The sequence below is a fragment of the Tenacibaculum sediminilitoris genome, from assembly GCF_964513795.1.
GTDB classification, from domain to species: domain Bacteria; phylum Bacteroidota; class Bacteroidia; order Flavobacteriales; family Flavobacteriaceae; genus Polaribacter; species Polaribacter sediminilitoris.
Genome location: NZ_CAZEQR010000010.1, coordinates 1 through 26,109, shown reverse-complemented (window position 1 = coordinate 26,109; position 26,109 = coordinate 1). Strand labels below are relative to the sequence as shown.

The 26,109-nt window shown below is 32.7% G+C and carries 23 protein-coding genes; 5 read left to right on the top strand and 18 right to left on the bottom strand.

The window, feature by feature from the left end:
- Window positions 1-8: 8 nt before the first annotated feature.
- The 11 genes from ACKTSW_RS03710 to ACKTSW_RS03660 form a co-directional block, all read right to left on the bottom strand.
- A complete protein-coding gene (locus tag ACKTSW_RS03710; protein ID WP_408023928.1) occupies window positions 9-1,577 on the bottom strand; it encodes a serine hydrolase in 1,569 nt (522 codons plus the stop codon).
- A gap of 72 nt (window positions 1,578-1,649) precedes the next feature.
- Window positions 1,650-2,042, bottom strand: coding sequence for a hypothetical protein (locus ACKTSW_RS03705; protein ID WP_408023927.1), 393 nt, complete (start codon window positions 2,040-2,042; stop codon window positions 1,650-1,652).
- A 164-nt stretch (window positions 2,043-2,206) separates the two neighbouring features.
- Window positions 2,207-2,677, bottom strand: coding sequence for an OsmC family protein (locus ACKTSW_RS03700; protein WP_408023926.1), 471 nt, complete (start codon window positions 2,675-2,677; stop codon window positions 2,207-2,209).
- 8 nt (window positions 2,678-2,685) lie between these two features.
- Window positions 2,686-3,165 carry a MarR family transcriptional regulator gene (locus tag ACKTSW_RS03695; protein WP_408023925.1) on the bottom strand — a complete coding sequence of 160 codons (480 nt, stop codon included), beginning with the start codon at window positions 3,163-3,165 and terminating at the stop codon, window positions 2,686-2,688.
- 175 nt (window positions 3,166-3,340) lie between these two features.
- Window positions 3,341-4,198 carry a restriction endonuclease gene (locus ACKTSW_RS03690; RefSeq protein WP_408023924.1) on the bottom strand — a complete coding sequence of 286 codons (858 nt, stop codon included), beginning with the start codon at window positions 4,196-4,198 and terminating at the stop codon, window positions 3,341-3,343.
- Window positions 4,199-4,349: 151 nt separating this feature from the next.
- Window positions 4,350-4,739 carry a biotin/lipoyl-containing protein gene (locus ACKTSW_RS03685; protein ID WP_408023923.1) on the bottom strand — a complete coding sequence of 130 codons (390 nt, stop codon included), beginning with the start codon at window positions 4,737-4,739 and terminating at the stop codon, window positions 4,350-4,352.
- Window positions 4,740-4,952: 213 nt separating this feature from the next.
- Complete coding sequence (locus tag ACKTSW_RS03680; protein WP_408023922.1) at window positions 4,953-6,008, bottom strand: hypothetical protein; 1,056 nt, start codon at window positions 6,006-6,008, stop codon at window positions 4,953-4,955.
- Between the two features lie 207 nt (window positions 6,009-6,215).
- Window positions 6,216-8,546: a discoidin domain-containing protein gene (locus ACKTSW_RS03675; RefSeq protein WP_408023921.1), complete on the bottom strand. Its 2,331-nt coding sequence runs from the start codon at window positions 8,544-8,546 to the stop codon at window positions 6,216-6,218.
- A 183-nt stretch (window positions 8,547-8,729) separates the two neighbouring features.
- On the bottom strand, window positions 8,730-9,602 hold the full coding sequence (locus ACKTSW_RS03670; protein ID WP_408023920.1) for a 2Fe-2S iron-sulfur cluster-binding protein: 873 nt from the start codon (window positions 9,600-9,602) through the stop codon (window positions 8,730-8,732).
- A 147-nt stretch (window positions 9,603-9,749) separates the two neighbouring features.
- On the bottom strand, window positions 9,750-10,520 hold the full coding sequence (locus ACKTSW_RS03665; protein WP_408023919.1) for a zinc ribbon domain-containing protein: 771 nt from the start codon (window positions 10,518-10,520) through the stop codon (window positions 9,750-9,752).
- 3 nt (window positions 10,521-10,523) lie between these two features.
- A complete protein-coding gene (locus tag ACKTSW_RS03660) occupies window positions 10,524-11,618 on the bottom strand; it encodes a Nif3-like dinuclear metal center hexameric protein (protein WP_408023917.1) in 1,095 nt (364 codons plus the stop codon).
- Between the two features lie 103 nt (window positions 11,619-11,721).
- Here ACKTSW_RS03660 and lpxK point away from each other — a divergent pair, with 103 nt between their 5' ends.
- A complete protein-coding gene (gene lpxK, locus ACKTSW_RS03655; RefSeq protein WP_408023916.1) occupies window positions 11,722-12,753 on the top strand; it encodes a tetraacyldisaccharide 4'-kinase in 1,032 nt (343 codons plus the stop codon).
- On the opposite strand, the gene ACKTSW_RS03650 is transcribed toward lpxK, so the two are convergent.
- The 4 genes from ACKTSW_RS03650 to ACKTSW_RS03635 form a co-directional block, all read right to left on the bottom strand.
- Window positions 12,750-14,735: a GTP-binding protein gene (locus ACKTSW_RS03650; protein WP_408023915.1), complete on the bottom strand. Its 1,986-nt coding sequence runs from the start codon at window positions 14,733-14,735 to the stop codon at window positions 12,750-12,752. The two genes, lpxK and ACKTSW_RS03650, sit on opposite strands and share 4 nt — an antisense overlap.
- Before the next feature lie 36 nt (window positions 14,736-14,771).
- The gene (locus ACKTSW_RS03645; RefSeq protein WP_408023914.1) at window positions 14,772-15,833 is read right to left on the bottom strand and encodes a mannose-1-phosphate guanylyltransferase; all 1,062 of its coding nucleotides are present in this window, start codon (window positions 15,831-15,833) and stop codon (window positions 14,772-14,774) included.
- Window positions 15,834-15,843: 10 nt separating this feature from the next.
- Complete coding sequence (locus ACKTSW_RS03640) at window positions 15,844-16,428, bottom strand: SprT-like domain-containing protein (RefSeq protein ID WP_408023913.1); 585 nt, start codon at window positions 16,426-16,428, stop codon at window positions 15,844-15,846.
- A gap of 151 nt (window positions 16,429-16,579) precedes the next feature.
- Window positions 16,580-17,260: an SDR family NAD(P)-dependent oxidoreductase gene (locus ACKTSW_RS03635; protein WP_408023912.1), complete on the bottom strand. Its 681-nt coding sequence runs from the start codon at window positions 17,258-17,260 to the stop codon at window positions 16,580-16,582.
- A gap of 74 nt (window positions 17,261-17,334) precedes the next feature.
- Between ACKTSW_RS03635 and ACKTSW_RS03630 the strand changes: the two genes are divergently transcribed.
- On the top strand, window positions 17,335-18,618 hold the full coding sequence (locus ACKTSW_RS03630; protein WP_408023911.1) for a metal-dependent hydrolase family protein: 1,284 nt from the start codon (window positions 17,335-17,337) through the stop codon (window positions 18,616-18,618).
- A gap of 225 nt (window positions 18,619-18,843) precedes the next feature.
- Here the strand turns inward: ACKTSW_RS03630 and ACKTSW_RS03625 are convergent, their stop codons facing one another.
- Both ACKTSW_RS03625 and ACKTSW_RS03620 read right to left on the bottom strand, forming a co-directional pair.
- Window positions 18,844-20,340, bottom strand: a complete 1,497-nt coding sequence (locus tag ACKTSW_RS03625) for a hypothetical protein (RefSeq protein ID WP_408023910.1) — start codon at window positions 20,338-20,340, stop codon at window positions 18,844-18,846.
- 16 nt (window positions 20,341-20,356) lie between these two features.
- Complete coding sequence (locus tag ACKTSW_RS03620; RefSeq protein WP_408023909.1) at window positions 20,357-21,397, bottom strand: glutaminyl-peptide cyclotransferase; 1,041 nt, start codon at window positions 21,395-21,397, stop codon at window positions 20,357-20,359.
- Between the two features lie 197 nt (window positions 21,398-21,594).
- On the opposite strand from ACKTSW_RS03620, the gene ACKTSW_RS03615 reads away from it, so the two are divergent.
- The 3 genes from ACKTSW_RS03615 (at window position 21,595) to ACKTSW_RS03605 (ending at window position 24,586) form a co-directional block, all read left to right on the top strand.
- Window positions 21,595-21,846 carry a type B 50S ribosomal protein L31 gene (locus ACKTSW_RS03615; RefSeq protein WP_408023908.1) on the top strand — a complete coding sequence of 84 codons (252 nt, stop codon included), beginning with the start codon at window positions 21,595-21,597 and terminating at the stop codon, window positions 21,844-21,846.
- A 90-nt stretch (window positions 21,847-21,936) separates the two neighbouring features.
- Window positions 21,937-23,469 (top strand): FMN-binding glutamate synthase family protein, encoded by a 1,533-nt coding sequence (locus ACKTSW_RS03610; protein ID WP_408023907.1) that lies wholly within the window; start codon window positions 21,937-21,939, stop codon window positions 23,467-23,469.
- A gap of 19 nt (window positions 23,470-23,488) precedes the next feature.
- Complete coding sequence (locus ACKTSW_RS03605) at window positions 23,489-24,586, top strand: methyltransferase (protein ID WP_408023906.1); 1,098 nt, start codon at window positions 23,489-23,491, stop codon at window positions 24,584-24,586.
- 61 nt (window positions 24,587-24,647) lie between these two features.
- On the opposite strand, the gene ACKTSW_RS03600 is transcribed toward ACKTSW_RS03605, so the two are convergent.
- Window positions 24,648-25,817: a histidine decarboxylase gene (locus ACKTSW_RS03600; protein WP_408023905.1), complete on the bottom strand. Its 1,170-nt coding sequence runs from the start codon at window positions 25,815-25,817 to the stop codon at window positions 24,648-24,650.
- Between the last annotated feature and the right edge of the window lie 292 nt (window positions 25,818-26,109).

The following is a 26,109-nucleotide window of genomic DNA, read 5'->3' as shown; positions in this document are numbered from 1 at the left end:
AAAACTAGTTATTTCTCAACTCGTTTTAAGTCTAAATCTTGAAAATCAAAACTAAAGTCAATGTTAGGAGATATGCCTTTCATTTTTATACCCATTGCTTTGCCTTCTTCATCTAAATTAAATGTAGCAAACGCATCGGCATTCATGTCTGTATATTCCCATTTTATAGCAAAAGTAGTCGCTTTATAGTAGAACATTTGTCCATTCAACTTTGGTGAACGTTTAGAGGTAAACCAAAGCTTTCCATTCTTTAACGATATTTCTACTTCACCAAACCAATCATCTTTATAGGTTCCTAAGTAGTTGTTTAAATTTATGCTTACTGATTTGTTCTTTTCAACAGTTTTCCAAACTTTGGTAGTAACAGAATCTGACTTTTGCCCAGTAGCTTTTGTTTGATCCGCTAATATTTTAACCCAATCTCGTTTTTCAATCTTTAAATATGAATCCAATATTGTTTCAGGAATAGCACTGTATGCTTTTCCTCCAGGTAAGGAGTTTGTTAAAACCACAATTCCCAAGTTAAGTTCAGGAACTAACACCGTTTTTGATAGCATACCTGGTAAACCACCTGTATGACTAGTTACAATTTTTCCTTGCTTATCTGCAATAAACCAACCCAAGCCATAAGCTGCAAAATGTTGCTGGGTTATTGGGTTAGGTTTCGTGGAGAATCCTAAGTTGGTATGTGGTTTCCACATTTGTTTTTGTTGTTTTTCAGAAAACAATTGATTGGATACCTCTTTCCCATATTTCCCATTGTTTAGTTGCACAAGCATCCATTGGGTTAAATCGTGTACACTTGCGTAAATACCACCAGCAGCAGCAACCAAATCGTTATGGTAAGTAGCCAATTGTTTTATTTTTTTACCTTCGGAATCATGCGGGAATGCTAGGTTTGCATTTTTGGCTAATTTGGAACTTATAGGAGCAGAATTTTTCATTCCTAACGGATTAAATATTCTTGACTGTACAAAATCTGCCCAAGGCATATCACTAACTCGAGCTACAACTTCTCCTGCTACTATGTATAGAAGGTTGTCGTAATCGTATTGGGTACGGAATGCAGAAACTGGTTTTTGATATTGAAAACTATTCACTACATCTTTGATTGTGAAATTGGATCCATCAGGAAAAATCATTAAATCTCCAGCGCCCAACCCTAAACCACTTCTGTGGGTTAAAAGGTCAAGAATGGTAAAATTAGCGGTCACATAATCGTTGTACATTTTAAACTCAGGAATGTAAGTAATCACTTTATCTTCCCATTTCAGTTTTCCTTCATCAACCAATATTGCAAGGGTAGCAGCCGTAAATGCTTTTGAGTTTGAAGCAATAGCAAACAAAGTGTTTTCGTCTACCTTTTCTTTGTTTTTAATAGATTTAACTCCGTATCCTTTCGAATGAATTATTTTTCCATCTTTCACCACAGCGACTGCAATTCCTACTGAAGGAGTTGAAGCTAATGCTCTATTTACAAGAGCGTCTATTTCAGAGGAGTTGATTTCTTGTGCGTTAACAGCGTTAGTGAGAGAAACAATAGTTATTAATGAGAGAAATAGAATTACTTTTTTCATGATTTTTATTTAATGTCTTTTATGAAGCTTTTGATGACAAGTTTATATATCTGCTGAACTTAGCGTAGCTATTTAGTGTATTCCCCAATAAATGAGTCCGCTTATTAGCCACAACAACATCCATTGTCCTAATTTTAAATAGTTTTTTGGAAATTTTTTAGAAATTGTTATCCCAATCAACCAAGCAACTCCGTATCCAAAAAAGTAGATGGCTAATAGTTGAAGTAACAGGGTTTCATTTTCTAAATAGTCGGTAAAATTGATAAGTCCAAGTCCAATTGAGGCAAACAATAAATCAAACGAAATCCAATGCCAACCACTTCTCGCCATGGTCCATTTTTCTCGTTTTAAATGTTTTGGATCGTCTTCGGGCTCAATTATTTTCAATTCTTTGTCGCCCATAAAAGTATGAATAAAGAAGGCTAATAAGGTTAAGATATTAGCGATTAAAATAGGTGTGTTCATAAGGTTACTTTTTCTTTTTTGCGACAGCGATTTTGTATAACCGGTAATTGTCGGATTAAAGATACTTTAATTTTTTGTTTGGTGCTAGTATAAAAATTCCGAATAAATTCGGACGTGGTCGAATCTATTCGGAATTAGAGTTATATATTGTTACTAGTTGGTTTTTATCCCACCAATGTGTTTGGATTATGTCCTATTTTGAAATTGCAAGAATTAGCAATAAAGCACATTTTATTTGCTTCATGGTGTAGTTCGTTAGCTTTAGGAATCATATTTTCGTCAATGATTTTCACGATTGGATTGAGGGTAACCTCCGTAAATTTTCCACTTCCATTTTCAGTTTCTTCCATAATTCCTGTAGCATTATCTACATAGTCAGTTACGATGATTTTGTGAACTGAACATAAATGCAAATACCAAAGCATATGACAAGCAGATAGGGAAGATAAAAAAAGGTCTTCTGGGTTATATCGTGTTTGGTCTCCTAAAAAAGAAGGATCAGATGAACCCTTTATTTCGCCATATTTCCCGGGTGCTATAATTTTATGATCCCTCTTATACGACTTATAATTCAAGGTTCCGTTACCTTCGTTTCCTGTCCATTCAACTTTTATTTTGTAGTTGTGTTTTTTCATATGAATTGTTAGTTGTTTTTTTCTAGTATTCTTTCGCCAAAGGATGCTTTTTCGAGATTGGATTCTAATACCTCTAAATGCTCAATAATGGATATATCTTCATTGAGTAACTCATAGATTACTTCTTTACCATAGCCCCATATTTGTTCTATTTTGGGTAGAATTTCGACTGCCTTTTGGTTTAAATTAAAAACGGTTTTTCTTTTATCTTTTTCGTCTTTTGAAACTTGTAAGTACTCTTTTTTTACCATTTTGTTGGTAATCGTAATTACTGACTGATGCGTAAAACCTAATTTTTCAGCAATCTCCATTACTGAAATATTGGGGGTTTGTTGTACGATTACTAAAACTAAATACCAGTTAGGTTCTATGTCAATATTTAAGTTTCGATACATTAACCGCGTACTATGGGTCATTTTATCACTAATTCGCTTTAGTCGTGTTGCTAAAGCGATGTAGCCCATTTCTCTTACTAAATCATTGTTCATACGACTATTTTGGTCAAATATACATAAAAACGCAGTTAACTGCGTTTTTTGTTTTGAAAAAATAATATCTATAGGTAAATAGGTTTAAAAGAGTAGTAGATATTTAAACAATTAATAACTAAAAATGTAACAAACCAAAGAATTTTAGAAATAGTAGAATCCGTCGTAATTGCGGTTATACGTTATTGCCACCAGTTTTTATTTCAATTCTCCTAGGTGTTATAGTGGTCAAAATATTTTCCATTTTCCTTATATTTTTGTTAGATAGTTCGACAGGTGAAAACATAACGATAAAAAATATGAAATCCTCAAATTCCACAAATCCAGTATATTCAGGAATTGGATGTTTCTTGTATTTGACCTTTCTTAAAACAACTTTAGAGTCTTTTCTTTTTATTGTATTTAAATACTCGATTTCAACCTCATAATTATCTTGTTCAAATCCGTCTTTTTGAATTTTTAATAAGTCATCAACGGTGTCATTATTTTCTTTTCTGTTCCAAAAGTTTACATACATCCATTCGTCCATTTCAACATCAAACTCAACACCTCTTTGATAAAGCGTAGCTAACCAATTCGGACAACTTCTAGCATCTATAACCCAACCAAATGGAGCGAATAGGTCAACAGCATTATTTCCAGCAAAGGGCAGAGCATATTCTGTTTGAAATTCCTTTAACTGGTCAAAATTCAAAATGTCAAGTTCTATGTCAGTCGGGTCATAATAAGCTCGATTTAAAGCAGTCTGTGAATATCCAACATTCGTAATCAAAAGTCCTTTATGTGCTTCTATGTCATTTAACATAGAGATGTAGTTTTCAACGGTTTTTACATCTATTTTTTTATTAAAAAACTTTGCATCTATTGCAATTCTCAATCTATTTCCCGCAACATATTGTTCAATTAGAATATCAATTTGTCTGCTTCTTTTGGAATATCTGCCAACAATTTTCGCATCGAGAGTTATTTCGGCATCTGGATATTCATTTCTGAAAATTTCAAATATTTCCTTTTCGTATTTTTTCCAGTTCATTTTTCAAATTGTTGTCAACGTTTAGTATAAGAATAGTAGCGGATTTTTACACACTAACTTTTCGGCTAAATACAGACCTTTTTTATATTTATATATTTTTGTTTTAGCGATTAAACCGCTATTATTTTTAGACATTGTTGTAGCTAGTTTTTTATATTCCTTCTATTTTGAAAAGTTCTATTCCGCTTGTTAGTTTTTGATTTAATCTGCACGTGGATATTATTTTTCCGCTGTAAAAGCTTTCAAATTCCATTGTAATATTTTCATTCCCTATTTCACAGACAATGTCTCCTCTCTTGACAATATCTCCTGGCTTAAAATACCATTTTGCTAAAGTCAAACCCTTTTGATTTCCCAATTCAGGTGAAAATATTGATTGAACTTTACCTTTTTCTAAAGAGGAATCGGGCTCGATTGAGTCAGTTCCGTCTTTTTCAATTTCTTCTTTAGTTCTGAAATTCGGATTGCTTTTCAGGTCATTTATAATTTCATTTCGTTTTTCTTCGGAAAGAAATAATTTACGGATTAGAGATTTTATCATTTTTGGTCAAATTAGCTACAACGGCTTCGTATATGAAAAGTAGCGCAGTAATCAAGCGATAACTTTTCGGACGAACATAAGCCGAATTTTTAAATTTTACTATTTATTTTTTTTACTTGGAAATCGTCAAATTTAAAAAATTGGCGACTTTCCAAAAACACCCAAACCATTTTATTATCAATAACTTGCGCTATTTTTTATATACAATGTTACCTACAGTACTTTTCCCCGCTGTTTCTTTAATTCCGCTGAATATTGAGACAGTTTGTCCAAACTATTACTTGAAATTGCCTGCTCATCTTCAATGGAATTGTTCAACTCTTGAATCAAATTAATTAGGGCGATATAAATATCTTTAATTTGTCCAACTCTTGAATCAAATCTATTATCAATTGAAATGTCTAAATTGGCAAAAAGGTTATTCACTTTTTGTAGCCAAACATTTTCTGCATTTTTGTCCATAAAGGCTGAAAATCCAATGACGTCATAATAACGATAACTATCATTTAATTTTATCAGCATTTCATCGCCAATAGCGTTTTGCCAGTCTCTGTAAATCCAACAGAATTCTCTTGCAATTTCGTCTATTGCAATATCCAGTTTCTTCTTTATTTCTTTTTTTTCTAGTTTAGTTGATTGCGTTTTTTCACAAATCAAATCAATTACTTCGTTCACTAATTTCAACTGCTCCTTGTCTTTTAAAAGAGCCACGTTCTTTTTAACTTGGTCTGGAATGTACTTAAAGACTATTCGTTCGCATTCAACTCCAATTTCTGACCTTACCTTATCGGATAATTCCTTGATTGGAATATTGTAAAGTTTTGATAGTTCTTCAATTATAGAAACTTCGACTTGACTGCCATCCGCAAGAACTTTTTGAAGGGAAATAATAGATTCTCGAACTTTGGCGTTTTTCGTATTTCCAAACCCTTCGAGGTATGAATGCTCTTTTTGTGCAGCTCTAATCCATCCAATTAAAGCACAAAGTCGATAAACCGTGCTGTCAAATTTGTACTTAAAAAAACCATTTTCAGGTGCGTCTGGCAATAAAAAAGCAGCATTAAAGGTCAATATTTCATTAATTCGCCAGGCTAAAGTCTCCGCTGCGAACATAATTGGTTTTGAATACTTTTTATAAGTATCATATTCATTTTGCTTTTCCTTTTTCTTCTCTCGTCTTCCTTCAATCAATACTACTGCTAACGCAGAAATTGCTCCAATTCCAGCACTAATAATTGAGTTTAATACAGTTAATCCTGTTTCTGTCACGGTTTTTTCAGTATTGTAGGTAACTAGTTTATATACAGAATAAACTTACCATTATACTCCTTTTTAGGTAGGATAAGCAGAAGTTTTTAGCAATTTTATTCTTTTCATTTTTTGAGAACTAAATATAGTAAAAAATCCCAAGCTAGGAACTTGGGATTTTATGGTATCAAAGTTTCTCTATTTCTGTAGTAGCTTCTTGGGGGTGTTTTATTCTTTTATAACTTTATAGGTAGCTGTTTTTTCTTTGGTTTTTACATCAACAAAATACAAACCTTTAAGTGCTGATTTTAAATTGATGTTCACATTGTTTTGTGTAGCGGTTTGCTGTAAAATTGTTTGTCCTAAAAAGTTTCGTACTGTATAGGTAAACGGAGTACAGTCTTCACACTTAATCTTTACCATACCTTTTGTAGGGTTTGGATATATGCTAAAGGTATTATTGGTTTGTGAAGTGTTATCGGTTGTTTCAAACGTTCTAGCAGCAGTATTTGCAGATAGGTTAATTACAGCACTTACTCCTTTATGGTCAGAAGGCCACGATAATTGATCAGCTTCAAAGGTATCGTTTTGGGTGTTTGCGATACTCGATACATTGTTAACATACGAAGCTTTTGGACCTACAAGAGCAGCACTGGTTGCAGAAAGGGTAGCACCTCGGTAAAAAATATAGTCAATACGATCTCTTTCGTCAGCTTCTGGTGTCCAACTAGTACTTCCAACTCCTGTAGCTACAGAAGGCCAGGTGATACCAGGATTGGCAACTTCATCAGGATATACTTCTCTAAAGGCATCTACAAAACCATTGTTTTCTAAAGTTTTAGTCGTATGCCAAGGGAATACCACTCCGTGGTGGTCAAACATATTGGCTTGTCTTGCTGTCCAGTCTAAGTGCGAAGGTTCGTTAAAATCACCGACTAAAATAACCGGACGAGTTTCATTTTTTACATGATTGATAAAGGCAGCAATTTGCTCATCTCTTCGTGAACCTAAATTTTGTTCTGTAATGATAGCAGGATCGGTAACGGGTTGTGGATCTTGGTTTGCAGCTCCTATTTTACTCCATCCGCTATAAGGTGAAGAACCTCCACAGTTGTATCCTCTTGGAAGATAGTTAGCGTAATGCGTATAATCTAAGTGTGCCGTTGCTACCACAACACTTTGTCCGTTTACATCTACATCAAAAACCGAAATCGCACCAAGATTGGTACCCGATGAGGTGATAGGGTACTTACTAATGATAGAAACATCACCATAAGCATAACCTCTGTGATAGTTTAAGCCAATAGCCGCAAGGTTGTTTACAATTTTGGTTGTCCAATCACCTGTATAGTTTCTTACTTCGCTAAAACATACAATATCTGGGTTTACGTTGGCAATAACATCTCTAATGTAGGTCATTCCGTTAGGTACCGAAGTTCCTTCTTGCCAAATATTAAATTGCAATACTTTAAGACTGTTCGTGTTACGAACAGTAACATAACCTGTTTTAGTAATGGTATGGCTACCCGTAGTATTGCTTGCAGTTAAAGTAACATTATACGTTCCTTCGGTGTTGTAGGTTACTGCTGGATTTTGAGCAGTACTCGTAGCAGGTGTTCCTCCTTCAAATGTCCAATTCCATGAGGTAGGATTGTTCGTTGAACTATCTGTAAAAGAAATTTGTTGTCCTGAAATAATAGAAGTGGTGTTTGAAGTGAAGTTAGCTACTGGAGCTCCCGATTGAATTAAGGTACCGCTGATGTTAATCTCCGCAGCAGAGGTATAATTTCCACCGTTGATATCAGAAGTGGCTACTAAACGCACATATTGTCCTTGTTTTTTAGGAAAACCAACCGTTTTTTCTGTTTGATTGGAAGCAAAGGTTCCCGTCGCAACGGCTGTTCCCCAATTAGAAGGAGTATCACTTATATAAATTTGATAATCGGCAATGGTACCGTTGGTTCCTGTTTGGCGAGGTAAGTATTTTAGCTCACAAACATCGTATATACCGTTTAAGTTAATTTGAATTTCATGCGGGTGCGTAGGTTGACTAGCATTCCATTCGGTATGCCAAATAGTTGACGTATCGCCATCAAAGGCATTGGTAGCTACTCCGTTTTCACCCGATGTTTCCTGACTGTCTACATACTGTAAACTCCATCCAGATTGTGAAATAGGAGTACAGGTTGGAGTTTCTGTACCTACCGTAAAACTTGAAGAGGCTAATATCGTGTATCCGTCATTCTGTAAAAAATACACATTGTAAGTTCCAGTATTTGGCAAACCAGCTGAAAAGGTAACCGCTCCATTTTTAAGTTTTTTAGTGGCGCTTTTTTGTCCGTTTACATACAACCAATCAATAGAACTTACAAGACCAGGGGTATCTCCTTGGTGATAAATACCAATCCAGTCTTTTGCATTGCCAGGACCGTTTGAAAAATTGACAGTAATAGTTTCGTTAGGAGCATAAGTGATTTTTGAAGGGTTTACACTTTGCGCGTGTAATTTGATAAGGCTTCCTACTAATAAGAAGCAGGCAAAAAGAATAGTTTTTCTCATGGGGGTTAAATTAGTTTAATGGTGTATAAATTCTTATAGAATCTAGTTTGCAGAAATAGTTAATTGATTAACTATCAAATTTATAAACTAATTGTTTTTATGAGTGAAGAGAGCGTAAACGGTCTGTTAAGACATTGTTATTTTTCTTGCTGAAAGGTAAAGAGTAGGAGAAATTTTAACTATTTATTGCTTTTGTATGAGTTGTGTTAGAAAATCAAAAGAGCCTTTATCAGCTACCCATTTTTGGTATTTTTTAAACGGAAGCTGCTGGATGTTTTTTGTAGGGTGTAATTGATGAAAAATAGTTAAGGCTGCTAAAAAACTTCCTGCTGTTGATGGATGAAAATTATCAGAACTATACAAAAAAGAGGTATTACTTTCATGCTCGTTATATTGTTTCCAAATTTTTCCTACAGGAAATAACAAGGCATTATTTTGTTTGGCTGCAAATTCATGATTGGCTATAACTTTATCAAAGGTTTTTGGTTGTATTTGTGCTAATTTTTCAGGGATAGTTTCAAAATAATTGGGAATAAATCCTTCTTTGATTAGCCAGTCAATTTGATGGTTGTTATCTTTTTGTTGTAGTCTTTGCTCTATTTCAAAACCTGCTTTTTCAATCGATTTATACCCTGTACAACGACAAATGTTTCCGCTGACAGCATCTTTACAAGAAGTTGTTTGTTTACTGTCAAGAGCATAACCAGTCATAGATACCACAAAACCTGGTGTACAAAAACCACAATGCATCGCATAATTATCGGTCATTGCTTTTTGAACGGTATTCAGCTCTTTTGGTAAATTGATGCCTTCTATCGTAACGATGTGTTTTCCGTTAGCATTCCCTAAAGGAGAAATACACGAAGTTATACTTTGATAGCTAAGGCTACCGTTTTTTTGTTCGCCGATTAGAACGGTGCAAGCACCACAATCACCTTCACGACATCCTATTTTTGTGCCTTTTAACTGTTGGTGTTCTCTAATAAAATCGAGTAGGGTAATACCAGCATTTGCTGTAGTTTTTATTACCTGATTATTTAATATAAATTGTATCATAAGCAGAATGCAAGATACGAAAATGTAACGTTAGGTGAAAAGTGAGGAGCTTTGATTTTTAATTGTTACTAATTTTACAATCAAAATTGATAGCAATAAAAAAGCCTCCAAATTTTTGGAGGCTTTGTATATATTTTAAGAAAAATATTAAGCAAATAAATTATCTATTTTTTCTTTTTCTTCTTGAGCTAAAGCAGCATCTACTAAGATACGACCACTGTGTTCATCAATTGTAATTTTTTTACGGTTAGCTATTTCCAACTGTATTTGTGGAGGAATAGTAAAGAAAGAACCTCCAGCAGCTCCACGCTCAATAGCAACAACAGCTAACCCGTTTCTAACTTTAGTTCTAATTCTTTTATATGCTGTTAACAAGTGTTTGTCAATAGATTCAGCAAACTCTTCAGATTTTTCTTTTAATAATTGCTCTTCTTTTTGTGTTTCTTTTAAAATAGCGTCTAATTCACCTTTTTTATGAGTTAAATGAGCTTCTTGTCTATCTAATTTCTCTTTAGTGCTACCAATAACTTCATTCTTTTGAACAATCTTAGCTTTATATTCTTTAATTCTCTTTTCAGATAATTGAATTTCTAATTCTTGATATTCAACCTCTTTAGTTAAAGAATCGAACTCACGGTTATTACGAACATTTTTTTGTTGTTCTTCATACTTAGTAATTAAGTTTTTTGATTCTTCAATCGCTAACTTTTTATTACTAATATCAGTTTCTAAATTTTTAACATCCTCAGCTAAATTAGAAAGTCTTTTGTTTAATCCGGCAACTTCATCTTCTAAATCTTCAACTTCTAAAGGTAATTCACCGCGAACGTTTCTAATTTCGTCAATTCTAGAATCGATTAACTGTAAATCGTATAACGCTCTTAATTTTTCTTCTACCGTTACTTCTTTTTTTGCCATCTGTTAAATATAGTGTATTGGATTTGTACTTTTTTTGCTTAAAATAATTGCAAAAGTACTAAATTTTTTGCTAAGATAATCAACTAAAAGATTTTTTGTAAATTGTTCGCTTTCATAATGTCCAACATCAGTAAGTAAGATGTTTTTTTCAGCTTTAAAAAATTCATGGTACTTAAAATCTGCACTTATGTAAGCATCAGCACCTGCTCGTATAGCATTTTTAATAGCAAAACTACCTGAGCCTCCTAGTAGGGCGACTTTTTTAATAGGTTTGTCAAGTAACTCAGAATGTCGTACACACCCTGTTTTAAAGGTGTCTTTTACAAACAACAAAAAGTCTTTTTCATTCATTGCTGAAGGGAGTTCACCAATCATTCCCATTCCTACGTGTTGGTTTTGATTATCAAGAGTAATAACTTCGTAGGCAACCTCTTCATACGGATGATTTTTAAAAAGAGCAGTAAGTATTTTTCCTTCTAAATAAGAATCAAATGTTACTGTAATACAGGTTTCTTCTTCAAACATCAATACTCCTTTTTTTCCAATAGTAGGATTTGAGTTTTCGTTGCCCTTATAACTTCCTTTTCCTTCTACATTAAAAGAACAGTTATCATAATTCCCAATATTTCCCGCGCCAGCTTCAAATAATTTTTTACGAAGATTGTTAGCCTCTGCAAACGGAACATAAGTTGTTAGTTTTTTGATGATTCCTTTTTTAGGAATCAAAGTTTTCATGTTTTCTAACCCTAAAACTTCTCCCATTTTAGCTGAAACTCCATTGTTTACATTATCTAAGGCTGTATGTGTAGCATAAATAGCAATGTTGTTTTGAATAGCTTTTAATACAACGCGTTCTACATAATTGTTACCATTAATTTTTTTCAAACCACTAAACACAATAGGGTGAAAACTTACAATAAGATTACAGTTGTTAGCAATTGCTTCATCCACAGTTTCTTCAAGAGTATCTAGCGTAACTAAAACTCCAGTAACTTCAGTATGATAGTTTCCTATTAGTAAGCCAACATTATCAAAATCTTCAGCATATGAAAGTGGAGCTAATTGTTCAATATAGTTGGTGACGTCTTTTATTTGCATTTGGGTATGTTTTCAAAATATTTACTATAGCAAAGTTACAAAGTAGAAAAATGAAAATAAAAGTATCCTGTAGATTAATGCTTAAATTATTACTTTTGATGTAATGAAGCTACTTCGATTTTTATTATTTCCGTTTGCTGTTTTGTACGATGTAATTACGAGGATTCGTAATTGGTTTTTTAATGTAGGCATTTTAAAATCTACTTCTTTTGATATTCCTTTAATTGCTGTTGGTAATTTGAGTGTAGGCGGAACAGGAAAATCTCCACAGATTGAATATTTGATACGTTTACTAAAAGATAATTATAGAATTGCAGTTTTAAGTCGTGGATATAAACGTAAAACAGAAGGATTTCAAGTAGTAAATGACACACATACTGCTGAAGATGTAGGTGATGAACCCTTACAGTTTTATAAGAAGTTTAAAAAAGATGTTACCGTAGCTGTGGATGCTAATAGAACGAACGGAATTCAACAATTGTTACAGCGTGATAATCCGCCAGAAATAGTGTTGTTGGATGATGCTTATCAGCATAGAAAAGTAACGGCGAGTAGTTATGTTTTACTAACAAAGTACAACGATTTATTTGTAGATGATTTTTTATTGCCTACAGGAAATTTGCGAGAAAGTAGGAGAGGAGCTAAACGAGCAAAGGTGATTGTGGTTACGAAATGTCCTGAAAATTTATCTGAAGTAGCGCAAGAAAAGATAGTACGAAAGCTTAATCCGAAGCCATATCAAAAAGTATTCTTTACAACAATAGCTTACGATGAGAATTTAAAAGGAACAAATGAGTTAACAATTGATGATTTGAAAGATAAAGAAGTATTGTTAGTGACGGGAATTGCGAATCCGACTCCTTTATTGAATTTTTTGAAAGAAAAGAAAGTAAGTTTCAAGCATCTAAACTTTCCTGACCATCACAATTTTACGAATCAAGATATTACAACTATCAAGAAAAATTTTGATGAGTTGCAATCTCAAGAAAAAATCATACTAACCACCGAAAAAGATTATATGCGTTTAGAAGGAAAGGTTGATTCTCTTAATTATATCTCTATAAAAAGTCACTTTATAAGTGAGGGAGAAGCTTTTAATTCTTTGGTGTTGAGTGAAGTAAATAAGGTAAACTAAATCACTCGTTCGTCAGCTTTATAAGCACCTCGTCGATGTAAAATCCATTGAGCTTCGTCTAATGGATTAACTCCTTTAAAAGGTCTTGACTTTCCTTCTCCTTCAGGACACACGTCATAACCATGAAAAATCATTCGCAAACGTATACGACCACTACAAATAGTATTTAATTTAATACTTAAATCTAAAGAAGTAGCAACAGGAATCGTTCCTGTAAGATGCATCATTTCGTTTTGAAAAGTAGGAGAGTTGATAGTAGCTCTTCTCGTAGTAAGTTCAGATATAATTTTACTTAAAAACTCTTCATTGGTTTTTATTTCAAAGCGAACTAAAGGTTCCAGTAAATGTGTTCCACCAGCTTGTAAACCTTTCATGATTCCCATTGGAGTAGCTAAGTTAAAATCACCTGGTCTTGAATGCACATTATGATCTTCTCCTTTAATCAATGTTATTTTTACATCGGTTACTTCCCAACCAAGTAAACCTTGCTCTAAAGCTTTAGGAATCGTTCTGGCTATTTCATTTTGATATTTGTTATGAATATCATTTTTAGAAACAATAGATTGGTAACTAACACCAGAATTTAGAGGAGCAGGTTCAATTAAAAAAGTCATGATTGCCCAACAAGGTTTAGGCATCCAATAACGAACATAACCTTCTGCGGCTTTGCTTATGGTTTCTTTATAAACAATTTGAGGCTCTGTAAAAGTAGCTGGTATTGAAAATCGCTCTAATAAAACATGTGTAAGCACTTCAATTTGCATATCTCCCATTAGTAACAATAATAATTCTTTTTCGGGTTTATGCCATTTAAATTGTAGTGTTGGATCTTCTCTGTCTATGATTTGTAAAGCCTGCGCTAAAGCATTGTAATCTTTATCATTATAAGGTATTACTTGTACACTCAAAACAGGTGTGTTTAATTCGGGAAGTTTTGGAATTCCTTCGGGGTTGCCAAGAATGTCTCCTGTTTTTGTATCAACAACACCTGTAATAATTCCGATATCACCAGTTTTAATAGTAGTGTCAATATGTTTGGTATGATGAAAAACTTTCGATTGGTTTATTTTAGTTTCTACTGATTGGGTATGATTATAAACAACCGATTTAGAGGATAACTCACCCGAAAAAACTTTTACATGTGCCATAACACCATGAGTTTTATGGTGTTCTAGTTTGTACACATAAGCAGAAATTTCTTGTGTGGTAGTATTCTTATCTGGTTTGATGAAACTTGTTAATCCGTCTAATAGCTCCTTTACACCAATGTTGTTTTTAGCAATTCCAACAAATACAGGGGAAATTAAAGCTTTGGAAGTGTTTTTTACAATAGATTTTATATAGGTTTCATCAGTAATGGTGTGACCGTTTAAGTATTGTTCTAACAAGTTTTCATCAGTTTCAATCAGTTCTTCTGTGATGGTTTCTTTTTGTTCTTTGGGAACTAAAATATTATGAAAAACAGGATTAATACAAGCAGCATCTAATCCTTCGTGCTGACTGGTATAGATAGATACAGTTTTAATTTGAAGCTCATCTTTTATTTGTTCTAAAATACTCTCAGTATCTGCTCCTTGTCGGTCAATTTTATTAATAAAAATTATTGTCGGAATTTTTAGTTTTTGTAAAGCATCTGCAATAGTTAAAGTGTGAGCTTGCACACCTTCAACTGCTGAAACAACTAAAACAACAGCATCTACTATACATAAAGTTCTTGCAACTTCACTAGAAAAATCTACGTGCCCTGGAGTATCTATCAGATTAACTTTGGTATTATTCCAAATAAAAGAAGTGGTTGCTGCTTTTATGGAAATTCCACGTTCTTTTTCCAGTGCTAAACTATCAGTAACAGTAGAACCTTTATCTACACTTCCTATATTTCTTATAGCTCCTGTATGGTATAATAAATGTTCGGTTAAAGTAGTTTTACCAGCATCAACATGTGCTAAAATTCCTATGTTAAGAATGTTAGAATATTCCATTAATCAATAATATCTTATAAAAAGAGAGGTAGTTTGTTAAAACTTCTCTTTTGCTTCAGTTCGTAGCTGTTTAATATCTTGTTCGTCTTTACGTGGGCAAATAACCAAAACATCATCTTTTTCTACCACAATAAAATCTTGTAATCCTTGAACTATTACTTTTTTACCGTTTTTAGTGCTGACCATATTTCCGCTGGCGTCTTTAAAAATAGTTGTGGCTCCAACTGTCGCATTTTGGTGAGTGTCTTTACCAAGTTTGTTATATAAAGAACCCCAGGTACCCAAATCATCCCAGCTAAAATCTACAGGGAGTACATGTACTTTTTCAGAGCGTTCCATAATTCCGAAGTCAATAGAAATGTTTTCACATTTTTCATAATTATTTTTAATGAAATCGTCTTCAAAATCGGAATTGTACACATTATTCCCATCATCTAAAATGCCAACCATTTCAGGAAGATGTTTTTTAAAAGAATCTAAAATGCTAGAAGCAGACCAAACAAAAATCCCTGCATTCCAAAGATAGTCACCACTCGCTAAAAACTGAGTAGCTTTTTGTAGGTTTGGTTTTTCAGTAAATGTTTTAACCTTTTTTATTTCAGAAGCATTTTCTTCAAATTGAATATAGCCATAACCTGTATTAGGGTGATTTGGTTGAATTCCTAGGGTCATCAATATATCTTCTTTAGCACAAGCGTTAAAAGAAGTCTCAATATTCTTAATAAATTCAGTCTCGTTTTCAATCCAATGATCCGACGGAGCTACCAGCATTACAGCATTTTCTTTTTGCTGACGAATTTTTAACGCAGCATATAAAATACAGGGAGCAGTATTGCGCATTGTAGGCTCAAGTAGTACTTGTTTACTACTAATTTTAGGAAGCTGCTCTAATACTAATTCTTCATAACGCTTATTCGTAGCGATTAAAATATTTTCAGAAGGAATTAATTGATTAATTCTACTAAAAGTTCTTTGCAGTAAAGATTCACCGGTTCCTAATAGGTCGTGAAACTGTTTTGGGTACTTTTCGGTACTTACCGGCCAAAGACGAGAACCTACACCCCCCGCCATAATTACTGCATAATAATTAGAGTTCATACTATTTTGTTTATTTAGAAACTACGAGTTTCACCTCTGCATTTTGATTGAACAGATACACGCGCTTATTTTCTAAATTTAAACATTCATAGCGTGTTCTGCGTTTATTTCCTCTTTTATATAGTTTTTCTTTAAACTGAAAAACACTTCCGTTTGGAACTTCAAAGATAAAATTCTTTCCATCTTCTGATTTTCCTTCTCGTAATGCCAATGATAAATTTACATCTGTATCGGTACTCGCTTTCGGGTTTTTTAAGTAGTTGGCTAAATAGGGTAAAATATTTTTAGGATAAATCTCTGGCTGTAAAAAAGGCAGCATTAAATGTTGAAAAACCGTTTTCCACTCTTTGCCATGAGGCTGTACTCTTCCAAACTTTTGATAGGTAACATGATGAGCTATTTCATGAATTAATGTTAATAAAAACTGATATGGATTCAAGTTGTTATTCACCGTAATTTGCATGTGACCGTTTGGTAAACGACGAAAATCGCCATGCTTAGTTTGGCGTTGGCTTACTATTTTTAAGTTGATACGATGTTCAACAATTAAATATTCAACTAATGGAATTGCTTCTTCGGGGATATATTTAATCAATGTTTTTTTCAAAAGTCAGTTCGAGTGGTTTTTATTTTGAAATAAAATGGAAAAATAAAAATTGTATCGAGAATTAGCTAATACTTCTCGATACAATTTTCTTTCCAACTATGTTGAACGAAAATCACTCGAAGTGACAGTCGTTATTTCTTTATGGAGTAGAACTAGAAACTTGTAATACTTTTCCGTTGTAGTATTTGTTAGCTGTTAAAGCAAAGTCAAAAATATAATTAGCCATTTCTTTAGCTGATAAAGGAGCTTCATATCCAGGGAAAGCCTCTTCTAACATTTCTGTTTGTACAGCCCCTAATGCTAAAACATTAAAAGCGATTTGTTGTTCTTTGTACTCTTCAGCTAATAATTCAGATAAAGTAATTACAGCACCTTTGGCAGAACTATAAGCAGCTAAACCTGGAAATTTCATGCTTCCTTGTATTCCACCCATACTACTTACTGTTACTACATGGCTCCCTTGTTGCATAAAAGGCAGTAAGTTTTTAGTCAATTCAGCAACTGCAAAAACATTCACTTTATAAACCTCTTCAAAATCTTGCGTAGTTAATTGTTCAAAAGGTTTATTAATCAATTTTCCTGCATTGTTAACAAGAATATCTACCTTTTCCCATTCAGTAGAAACAAAATCAACCGCTTTTTTTATATCCTTTTCGTCAGATAAATCGACAGAGATAGTTGTAATATTTGGGTGATTTACTTGTTCTAAAGGTTTTGTATTTCTTGATAGAGCTAAGACTTGATGTCCTTGATAAGCAAACTGCTGCGCTAATTCAAAACCAATACCTCTACTAGTTCCTGTAATAACAATGTTCTTCATGTAATTGTCAAAATTTAAAAAGGCAAGCTACATAAAAATCACTACATTTATTGCTTAATCATTCTTAAATTATCATGAAAAAAAGACTTTTTTTAGTGTTATTCTTAACAATATCAATTGCAACATTTGCTCAAAACACCTATATATTTTGCGGGAAATTAATTGATACAGAAAAAGGTAAAATAAAAGAACAACAAACCGTAATTGTAAAGGGTAATAAGATTGTTGATGTGTTAAAAGACTATGTGAATCCTGAAAACCCTGATGATATAACAATAGATTTAAAAGATAAGGTAGTAATGTCTGGGTTGATTGATATGCATGTGCATATTGAAAGTGAACACAGCCCAAAATCGAGATTAGAAAAATATATATTGAATGAAGCTGATAGAGCCTATAATTCAGTAAAATTTGCGGAAACCACTTTGTTAAATGGTTTTACGACAGTGAGAGATTTAGGAGGAACTGGGGTTAATATTTCTTTAGCCAAAGCAATTAAAGCAGGTAAAATTACAGGGCCTAGAGTATTTACTGCAGGAAAATCGTTAGCAACTACGGGTGGGCATGCAGACCCAACGAATGGAAGTAGTAGAGAGTTGATTGGAAATCCTGGTCCAAAAGAAGGAGTCGTAAACTCGGTTGAAGATGCAAAAAAAGCAGTACGCCAACGTTATAAAAATGGAGCAGATTGTATAAAAATTACAGCTACAGGAGGAGTGTTAAGTGTTGCTAAAAGTGGAGACAATCCGCAATTTAATATTGATGAAATAAAAGCAATTTGTGAAACTGCAAAAGATTATGGAATGCATGTAGCGGCTCATGCTCACGGAGATGAAGGAATGCAACGTGCTATTATTGGAGGTGTAAAAACTATAGAGCATGGAACTTATATGAGTGATATTACGATGGAGCTGATGAAAAAACATGATGCATATTTAGTACCGACTATTACAGCAGGGAAAGAGGTTGAAGAGAAAGCAAAAGTAAAAGGGTTTTATCCAGAGATAGTTGTTCCTAAGGCTTTAGCAGTTGGCCCGCAAATACAAGGAACCTTTGGTAGAGCTTATAAAAAAGGAGTTAAAATAGCTTTTGGTACCGATGCAGGTGTGTTTAAACATGGTAAGAATGGTAAAGAATTTGGGTATATGGTAGAAGCAGGAATGCCTGCTATGGAGACTATACAGTCTGCTACAGTAACTAATGCAGCATTATTAGATATGAAAAATGAGCTAGGACAAGTTAAAAAAGGATTTCTAGCAGATATTATTGCAGTAGATGAAGATCCTACTCAAAACATCCATACTATGGAAAAGGTAACCTTTGTAATGAAAAATGGTGTGATATATAAAAAAGATTAAATTTAGAAGAAAAAAAAGGAATACACTGTATCCTTTTTTTTGCATAGATTCCTAAATCTATTTGGTACTGCCCTCGGCAAATATTTATATTGTAATAGATTTTATTTTTTAAAAAAGCTATTCATGACAGTTACGAAAGAGTAGCTCTTAACGAACCAAACTCATTAATTTATTAATGAGTTTGGTTCGTTAAATGGAAGTGTTTTGTATATAAACCTTATTCATTTAAAAAGTTATATGTTGATATGCGCCAATATCAAGTGTAGAACTTCTAGAAACACCTAAAATATCTTGAGTAACAGCAGAAGGTTGTGCTTTGTTAATTGCGTTGCTATTTTCACCAATGATAAACTCGCTTTTAGTAACATCTTTAAAGTTAGGCTCTCCATTTAAAATGTTATTTTGATAGTGTGCAGAATCATCAAAATTCAATTCATTATTGTTAGTGAATGAATTATTAAGGTCATTAAATTTTATTAAGCAATTTTCAACCATGTAATTAAAGGTTGTACCATCAATTTTATCAAGAATAAATTCAACGTTGTTGTTCCCTTCAATGATACAATTTATAAAGTTAGCGGTAACTAAATCATTAGTCTCCGTAATTTCTTGGTTATTATCATTAAGGTAAGTAATATGGTTATTGACTAAAACTGATGGTAACTGACGAATACTATTGTTCCAAAAGTTAGCAAAAGTAGAATGTGTAAAACTATATTTTCCTCCAAAAGTACAAGCCAGTGCAGATTGACCCGTACTACCTATTACTAGGTTCTCACCTTCAATATGTGTATTTCTACCTAAAATACCATAGTTAGTATTGTTGTATATTTCAGTGTTTTTTATGGTTAGTGTAGGAGATGAGGTGTTTTGACCGTCAACTAAGAGTCCTACAGCGGCATTTTTAATTTGAGTATGGTTTAATTGATTGTTATAACTGCCCTCACGTATCCAAATAGTGCCCCATTGCCCTGGAATTTCGCTAAATTGATGTTCTAGTCGATCACTTTCAAAAGTAATTTTATCCTCTAAAGTTCCATTAGCTATAAAGTTAGCTTCTTTATCAACAATTAATCCAGAGTTATTATGAAAATGAATTTTAGCTCCAGCTTCAATTATAAGTGTTGTGTTCGAAGGTACTGCAGCATAGCCATATATAACATAGGGCTTTTCGTTTGTAAATGTAAGCTCCGCATCTGTTAAAAAACGTCCCTGAATTTCAGTTTCTTCACCATCAATAGTAAGAGTTTCAATTCCTGAATTGTTTTTTGAAGGAAAAATGAAATGTGCATCTTGTACTAAAGTAACCAAATCTACATCTTGTTGGTTCTCACCATTATCAAACAATATTTTATCAGTATATAAAGGATTGGTAATTTCATTGAAATCAATAGTGGTTTCTATAAAAACATAGATGCTATCGTTAGCTAAAATATCAATGTTATTAAAACTGTTACCAGCTAATCCGTCTACATTTAATCGATAATTAGAAGCGTTTCCATTTTCTAACTTAATTTCAGGAATGGTAATAGTTTTACTACTCTTATTATATACTTTTAAGTTATAAGTAGCAGAACCTATGTTGCTAAAAATAGTGTCTAGAAATACAGTGTCTTTTGAAAACTGTAACTTCCCATAACTAGGTACTGTATTAAAGTCTTTTCTACAAGACATCATAATAATAGATAAAATAAGTGCTAGTATGGTAAGGGTATTTTTCATGGTTTTAGGTAGTAAGTTATTGTTTGATTAATTCTATTTCAAATAATTTTCCCCAATGTTTTCCAGTAACAAATAAACGGTTGTTTTCAACATCATATGCAATACCATTTAATACTTCGTCTTGAGGTTCTAAAGCTTGATTTTTAGTAACAATATCTCTTAATCCATTTAAGTTAGCCACACCTTCAACAATACCGGTTTCTGGATTAATAATAACTATTGAATTTTGTTGCCATTTGTTAGCATAAACTTTTCCATTGATAAGTTCAATCTCATTTAAATTATCAACTGGATATTTGTTTGTGTATACTTGAACACTTCTTTTTTCTTTTAGGTTTTCAGGGTTTAAAAACCAAAGCTTGTTTGTTCCATCAGTTTTAATAAGTTCAGAATTGTTATGTGTTAATCCCCAGCCTTCATTACTATTGTTATAATCAAAAGAGCCTAGTTGTTTAAATGTTTCTAAATCGTAGATAAAGCCTTTACGTGATTGCCATGTTAACCAATAAATTTTATTGTTAAAAATGGTCATTCCCTCTCCAAAATACTTTTTATTTAAATCTATTTTTTGTAGTACCTCCCCAGTTTTTAACTCTACCTTTCGTAAGGTAGATTGCCCTTTGCGTCCTGTCGTTTCATATAAATAACCATCTTTATATTCTAAACCTTGTGTGTAAGCATCTTTATCGTGCGGATAGGTGTTTACAATTTTGTATGAATATACAGCAGGGGCTTCTTTAGCTAAGATCTCAATAGAATTGTTTAGCTTTTTAGACTTATTAGGGTAAAATACCAAAGCAGTAACAGCATGCTTTCCTACACCAAAATCAGTAGTATTAATGGTAATGCTTGTTTCGTTTGTGTTTACACGTTTATTGTCTACATAAAGTTGTACAGAATCTATCTGTTCCCCTTTAAGTTGTTCAAATTTTATAGCAGCTTTTTTACCTAGAGAGGTTTTTTTAGTGGTATTTAATTTAAATTTGTAATTAGTTTCGCTACAAGAAGTTATAAGTAAAGTAGCCAGCCCTAAAGTTATAAGTTTATAAAAATGCATATATAAAATGTTGTTTTCTGTAATTTATAAAGATCTTCTACAAATTAAAGCAAATTATTTGTTTGCAAATTAAAAAAAAGAATTAAATTTGCACTCTCAAATAGCCATTGCAGGTTTTTGATACATGAAATAACTATAAAGCTTTACCAACTTTGTAATTTTTTCAATAAAAATAAAAGATTTTAAATTTACAAGAGATGAAAAAAGGTATACATCCAGAAAATTATAGAATGGTAGCGTTCAAAGACATGTCTAACGGAGATGTTTTTTTAACACGTTCAACTGCTAATACTAAAGAAGTTTTAGACGTAGATGGAGTTGAATATCCATTAATTAAATTAGAAATTTCAAGAACTTCACATCCTTTCTACACTGGTAAGTCTAAGTTAGTAGATACTGCAGGGCGTATTGATAAGTTCAAAAACAAATACTCAAAATTCAAAAAATAATTTTGAGCATTTCAATATATTTAAAAGCTCTGGCTATATGTCAGAGCTTTTTTTGCGTTAAAATTGTATTTTTACCTGAAAACTAAAGAAATGAGAGATACTATTTTATCGGTTATCATTGTCATTAATATTTTATGTGGTGTATTGGTTTATTTTATGCCAGATATGGGGAATTATATTTTATTAACCATAGCTTCAGCGGTAACTTTGTTAGCAGTTTACGATGCTTTTATTCAAAAAGAACACTCACTAATGCGTGCATTTCCTATAGTAGCTCGTTTGCGTTGGGTGTTTGAAGAGGAAAGAGAGAAGATTCAGCAATATTTTATCGAAGACGATTTAAGTGGGAAACCAATTAACCGTGAAAAAAGAAGCATAGTTTATCAAAGATCAAAAAAAGAAATTGAAACAGTTCCTTTTGGTACACAACACAATGTATATGCAAAAGGATATGAATTTGTAAAGCACTCACTCTTTCCTAAAGATCATCATCATATAAAAGGAGATAGGGTATTAATAGGTTCAGACAAGTGTACACAAAAATATGATGCCTCTATAATTAACATATCGGCAATGTCTTTTGGTTCGTTGAGTAAAAATGCAATAACGGCATTAAATCAAGGAGCAAAGATGGGTAATTTTGCGCATAACACAGGGGAGGGTGGAATTTCACCATATCATTTACAAGGAGGAGATTTAATTTTCCAAGTGGGAACAGGTTATTTTGGAGCAGGAAAGAGTGTGGATGGAAAGCGTGTTTTTGATGCTGAAATTTTTAAGAAAAATGCAGTAAGACCAGAGGTGAAAATGATTGAAATTAAATTTTCTCAAGGAGCTAAACCAGGTCATGGAGGAATTCTTCCAGCTAAAAAGAACACAAAAGAAATTGCTGAAATACGTTCTGTAGAGCCTTTTACACGTGTAGATTCGCCACCAGCACACGATGCCTTTTCTAATTTTGATGAAATGGTTGCGTTTATTCAACAAGTAAGAGAATTATCAGGAGGAAAGCCTGTGGGAATTAAGTTTTGTGTTGGAGATAACGATGAAATTGAAACAATGATCAAAACGTTTGCAGATGCAAACAACTACCCTGACTATATAGCTGTTGATGGAGGTGAAGGAGGAACAGGTTCTGCACCTTTAGAGTTCTCAAACTATATCGGAATGCCATTATTAGAAGGGTTATCGTTCGTGAATAAGACGTTAAAAAAGTACGGATTAAAAGATCAAATAAAAATTATTGCAAGCGGTAAAGCTATTGATGCTTTTGATGTGATTAAATATTTAGCTCTAGGAGCCGATGCTATTGGAATGGCTCGTAGTTTTATGTTGAGTTTAGGATGCATTCAAGCACGTGAGTGTAATTTAGATACCTGTCCAGTAGGTGTAGCAACACAAGAAAAAGATTTAGTGAAAGCTTTGGTAGTTAAGTATAAAAATATACGTGTAAAGAATTATCACAATAAAACAATTAGTGCAATTAAAGAAATGGTTGCAGCTATGGGGAAAGAGTCAATAGAAGATGTAGAGTCAAAACACATTTTTAGAAGAAACGGAGCAGGGAAAATAACTTCACTAGATGAAATTTACTACACTAAAGAAAGAGCCTTAGTAAATTAAAAGTAGAATATTAGTTTAATTGGATACTACAGTAAAAATTAATTCAAAAACATATCAATTACAGCGTTACCCCGAAACTTCTGATAAAAGTTTACGAGCTTGGAGTAGTGCTGAACTCTTAGCGTTGGAATATGTAGCAGAAAAAAATATAGCACACTTACACCTTTTTAACGATCGTTTCGGGGTTTGGAACTGTGCTCTACAGGATAAAAGAGTTACAACTATTTGGACGTATGCTAGTCAGCGAAAAGCAATTCGTAAAAATTTGATATTGAATAAACTTTCTACGAAGGTTGATTTTAAAACACCACTAGATGATTTACAGCATGTAGAAGTAGCCTTGATTAAAATTCCAAAATCTTTAGAGTTATTTGAGTTGTTTTTACAACAAATTCATAAAGCTTCGTATGAAAAAACAGAGGTTGTTTGTGGATTTATGACGAAGTATTTTTCTTCTTCTTTCATAAAGGTTGCTGAACAATATTTTGAAGAAGTAACGCAGTCAAAAGCATGGAAAAAGGCACGTTTGCTGATTTTAAAAGTACCTAAAAAAGAAACTGAAAAGAAAAACTTAATTAATACTATTCGGTGGAAAGATAAAGAGTTGCAACAATATTATGGTGTGTTTTCTTCTGGAAACATAGATGTTGGAACACAGTTTTTTTTAGAAAACTTAGTAGTTAAACCAGAAGAGTTAAACGTATTAGATGTAGCTTCGGGTAATGGGGTTATAGCTTATGAAGTAGCAGAGCAAAATAAGGAAGCAGGCGTAACTTTACTAGATGATTTTAACTTAGCTATGGAATCATCTAAGATGAACTTACAAGAAAAGAATACAGTATTTTTATGCGATGATACGCTAGAAAACTTGAAAAAAAATTATTTTGATTTAGTAGTGTCTAATCCACCTTTTCATTTTGAATATGAAAATAATATTGAAGTAGCACTGAATCTTTTTAAAGGAGTAGAAAACTGTTTAAAAAACAACGGAAGATTTTTATTAGTAGCTAATTCACATTTGAATTACAGTACACACTTAACTCAACTTTTTTCTATCGTGACTGTGTTAAAACAAAATAAAAAGTTTCAAATTATAGAATGTATAAGAAAACGCTAAGAAATTTCTCAGTATTTTTTATATGATTTAGTTCTTAATGAATAAGAGAAATTTCAAAATTCTAGCTTAATGAAAAATCATAAGAAAATTCTTCTTCAATAATCTGTTCCGTACAATTTTTTAAATCACTTACGAATTCATCAATCTGTATTTTGGTTACATTAGGCATACAAATTACATGAGAAACATCTCCTTCAGTAGCTAACTGCCATTTATCTTTAATGTTTTTTGAAGTTTTTGGTAACACCACAGTAATTGCATTAGGGTTTCTCCAAGCATTTATTCCAATTTTTTGTAATTCGGCTTCGCAGTATTCAGCAATTGATAAACTATGTAGGTAACGTTTTTGTAAACCTTCAATACCTAATTTTTTTAAAGCGTACCATAAGAATAAAGGAGAGTGCCCATTACGAGAACCCGTAATAGTAGTATCAAAAGAACCGATGTACGAAATGCCTTTAGCAATTCTATCTCTGTTTGAACGTTTAGCTATTAATACTCCAGTAGGTATTGGTGAACCAATAAATTTATGTCCACTGATAGAAATACTGTCAGCACCATCCATAAAATCGAAAGGAAGACGAGGTTGCATAAATGGTCCAAAAGAGCCTGCTAAAGCTGCATCACAATGAATATAATGATCTTGAATAGCTAGCTTGTGTAAAATTATTTTAATTTTACCTATGTCGTCTTTAGCTTCTTTCATTGTAGTACCAAAAGTAGCCAATACAATTACTGGTTTATGACGATTCATACGAACTGTGTTTTCAAAGTCTTCATAATCCATTTCACCATTTTCTTGTGATTTAATTACAATACTGGGAATGTTTAAAAGATGAATGTTTTTACGAACGCTATAATGAGTAGATTCAGAATAATATACCATAGCTTTCGGAAACAACTCACGAGCGATGTATAAACCATATAAATTACTTTCTGATCCACCATTGGTAACATATCCCCAAAAATCTTTTGGGTTTGCTCTAAATAGTTTTGCAAAAAAAGCGATGACCTCACGTTCCATTTCATGGGTTCGTACGCGGTAAGTACCTTGTTCAAAAGGATCACCAAGGTTGTTAATTGGATATTGAAAAAATTTATTTAATTCTGAATAATCGAAATCTTTTGATACAGGATACCCTAAAAAAGTATCACGAGCAGAAGCTAATTCTTCTTGTAATTTATTTAGTTTTTGCTGATTTTCTAATGATAATTTTCCTTCGTTAACCATAGTATTAAAATTTAAGCCGTCAAAAGTAATTAAAGAGATATTATTTATCAGGTAAAATGTAAATATTTAGATTAATATTCTAATTAAATATTTTTAATAGTTTAATAAACTGTAAAAGGTTCTTTTAATGGAGTAAAAAAGATATATTTTAGGAGTAATATTAAATTATTGAGTCGTCCTAAAATAGGTTGACAGTTATTTAAAAAATTATATTGAACCAGAGAAGTTAACTTCTCTGGTTTTTTTGTTATGTACAAAGTTAGGTGTTTTCATGTTAAGACTTAAATGTGGT

Bases quoted from the DNA above. Each gene is read 5' to 3' on its own strand.
- ACKTSW_RS03670 (WP_408023920.1), bottom strand. From the start codon at position 9,602: ATGATACAATTTATATTAAATAATCAGGTAATAAAAACTACAGCAAAT.
- lpxK (WP_408023916.1), top strand. From the start codon at position 11,722: ATGAAGCTACTTCGATTTTTATTATTTCCGTTTGCTGTTTTGTACGAT.
- ACKTSW_RS03650 (WP_408023915.1), bottom strand. From the start codon at position 14,735: ATGGAATATTCTAACATTCTTAACATAGGAATTTTAGCACATGTTGAT.
- ACKTSW_RS03615 (WP_408023908.1), top strand. From the start codon at position 21,595: ATGAAAAAAGGTATACATCCAGAAAATTATAGAATGGTAGCGTTCAAA.
- ACKTSW_RS03660 (WP_408023917.1), bottom strand. From the start codon at position 11,618: ATGCAAATAAAAGACGTCACCAACTATATTGAACAATTAGCTCCACTT.
- ACKTSW_RS03630 (WP_408023911.1), top strand. From the start codon at position 17,335: ATGAAAAAAAGACTTTTTTTAGTGTTATTCTTAACAATATCAATTGCA.
- ACKTSW_RS03705 (WP_408023927.1), bottom strand. From the start codon at position 2,042: ATGAACACACCTATTTTAATCGCTAATATCTTAACCTTATTAGCCTTC.
- ACKTSW_RS03635 (WP_408023912.1), bottom strand. From the start codon at position 17,260: ATGAAGAACATTGTTATTACAGGAACTAGTAGAGGTATTGGTTTTGAA.
- ACKTSW_RS03620 (WP_408023909.1), bottom strand. From the start codon at position 21,397: ATGCATTTTTATAAACTTATAACTTTAGGGCTGGCTACTTTACTTATA.
- ACKTSW_RS03610 (WP_408023907.1), top strand. From the start codon at position 21,937: ATGAGAGATACTATTTTATCGGTTATCATTGTCATTAATATTTTATGT.
- ACKTSW_RS03695 (WP_408023925.1), bottom strand. From the start codon at position 3,165: ATGAACAATGATTTAGTAAGAGAAATGGGCTACATCGCTTTAGCAACA.
- ACKTSW_RS03710 (WP_408023928.1), bottom strand. From the start codon at position 1,577: ATGAAAAAAGTAATTCTATTTCTCTCATTAATAACTATTGTTTCTCTC.
- ACKTSW_RS03665 (WP_408023919.1), bottom strand. From the start codon at position 10,520: ATGGCAAAAAAAGAAGTAACGGTAGAAGAAAAATTAAGAGCGTTATAC.
- ACKTSW_RS03600 (WP_408023905.1), bottom strand. From the start codon at position 25,817: ATGGTTAACGAAGGAAAATTATCATTAGAAAATCAGCAAAAACTAAAT.
- ACKTSW_RS03690 (WP_408023924.1), bottom strand. From the start codon at position 4,198: ATGAACTGGAAAAAATACGAAAAGGAAATATTTGAAATTTTCAGAAAT.
- ACKTSW_RS03645 (WP_408023914.1), bottom strand. From the start codon at position 15,833: ATGAACTCTAATTATTATGCAGTAATTATGGCGGGGGGTGTAGGTTCT.
- ACKTSW_RS03685 (WP_408023923.1), bottom strand. From the start codon at position 4,739: ATGATAAAATCTCTAATCCGTAAATTATTTCTTTCCGAAGAAAAACGA.
- ACKTSW_RS03625 (WP_408023910.1), bottom strand. From the start codon at position 20,340: ATGAAAAATACCCTTACCATACTAGCACTTATTTTATCTATTATTATG.
- ACKTSW_RS03700 (WP_408023926.1), bottom strand. From the start codon at position 2,677: ATGAAAAAACACAACTACAAAATAAAAGTTGAATGGACAGGAAACGAA.
- ACKTSW_RS03675 (WP_408023921.1), bottom strand. From the start codon at position 8,546: ATGAGAAAAACTATTCTTTTTGCCTGCTTCTTATTAGTAGGAAGCCTT.